Raw genomic sequence first — 1,706 nt, 5'->3', positions numbered from 1 at the left:
ATGTCGAGTTTAGAAACATACTAACCTAAGTATTGGGTTGAAGTTCGACGGAACTTTAATCAAATACTTTATTTTTATCTAAAATAAAGGTGAAGATAAAGCATAAAGTCATATCTAATTTAAGGCAAAAAATGTCGTTTTAGAAACAGGCTGCTTTACCGACTATTTAGAAGTCTCTTCGAAGTATGCAGGCACTTGATGCCGGGTTTAGAAAATAAGAATTAAATAGTTCGATAAGGTATTTTATCTTTAAAACTTTGGGAGGTTCAATCATGGAAAATTGTAAAGTGATTGTTGGCATTGATGTTAGCAGTAAGGACTCTACTGTCTGCGTTCTAATGGATAAAGTTAGGCAGGGTAAGACATTTAAAATAAGCAATGACATGGTCGGCTTCCAGCAGCTTTATAAAAGATTACGTCTTTACTCTGTCATTCCTTTGATAGTCTTTGAATCAACAGGAGTATATTCTTTGAGCTTGCAGGCTTTTTTAGAGAAGAAGCATATTCAATATCTAAAGCTTAATCCTTTGAAAGCTAAAAAGCTGATGGATAATAACCTTCGTCATAATAAGACCGATCAAGTTGACGCTTATCGTCTAGCTCTGATACAGTTTAATGCTCCACAGAAGCTACTTAAGCCTCAGTCTCGGGCATACCATGAAATGCAAAATGCAAGCAGATACTATGAAGAATTGAATAAAGCTATGGTTGTTGCCAAGAATCAGCTTCATCGTAATCTGCAGACAACTTTCCCACAAATTGAAAATCTCATGTGTCATCCTACAGGTAAAATTTATTGGTCAGTAGTTGCCTTATTTCCGCATGCACAAGCTGTTTTAGATAGTAACAAGGAACATATTTTGGGCGAATTAGAAACTATATCGGGATTAAGCCAGAAAAAAGCCGAATACCTTACGCAACGCTTAATCTCTTTGGCTCGATTAACTTGTGCCTATGACAATAAGGATAGTATTGTTATCCGTGCTATTCAAAGAAATATTGCCAGTCTTTTTTCTCTTGATCAGGAGAAAAAGGAAGCACTGGCCTACCTGTATAAATTAGCCAGTAAAAATCAGGCTGATACCCGTATATTAACCATTTATCAAAGCATTCCTGGTATTGCCAAAACAACAGCCTTAAGATTATTGGCTGAATTAGGTGATTTAAGACGATTTGACAGTCCTAACCAAATTGATGCTTTTATCGGCATTGATCCTGGCATCTATCAGTCTGGTGAATTAGACAGTCATTTAAGTATTACCAAACACGGCAATTCAATTGCCAGAAAGATCATGTATTTAAGTATCGGTCAAATGGAATCAGTAAAGACTACCCAGCCCTGTCATATTACTGACTATTATGATAGAAAAAAATCTTCTCAAAGCCGCGGCTTCAAGAAGATTGCCATTGCATCAGTACATAAACTAATTCGAACCATGTATGCACTGGTTACAAAGAATCAATTATATGATTACAACGTAGCCACTAGGAATCAAAGACTTTAGTTGAAATCAAATAATCACTTTCAGTATAACAACCTATGAAAAAACTACAAGAATTCATAGGCTTCTTTGTGTTACCTAATAAATATGCACAAAACTTTTATTTAATCTTTTCAGCTTTATTCGCACCATTATTTTTAAGAAAATATCTAAATTAAACGTTGATAATACTTGAATTAAAGTAGAAAAATTAGATCTGATTTC

The 1,706-nt window shown here is 34.6% G+C and carries 1 protein-coding gene; it reads left to right on the top strand.

The window, feature by feature from the left end; translation table 11 throughout:
• Nucleotides 1–272: 272 nt before the first annotated feature.
• Nucleotides 273–1,505 carry an IS110 family RNA-guided transposase gene (locus BN1206_RS01830; RefSeq protein ID WP_025015408.1) on the top strand — a complete coding sequence of 411 codons (1,233 nt, stop codon included), beginning with the start codon at nucleotides 273–275 and terminating at the stop codon, nucleotides 1,503–1,505.
• Nucleotides 1,506–1,706: the final 201 nt, after the last annotated feature.

This window comes from Lactobacillus sp. OTU4228 (genome assembly GCF_001006945.1).
In the GTDB taxonomy this organism is placed as follows: domain Bacteria; phylum Bacillota; class Bacilli; order Lactobacillales; family Lactobacillaceae; genus Lactobacillus; species Lactobacillus amylovorus.
The sequence above is the reverse complement of the archived record's forward strand: the minus strand, read 5'-3'. Positions and strand labels throughout refer to the sequence as shown.

What these genes read in the sequence shown, in the direction of transcription:
- BN1206_RS01830 (WP_025015408.1), top strand. Translation starts at nt 273, where the DNA reads ATGGAAAATTGTAAAGTGATTGTTGGCATTGATGTTAGCAGTAAGGAC.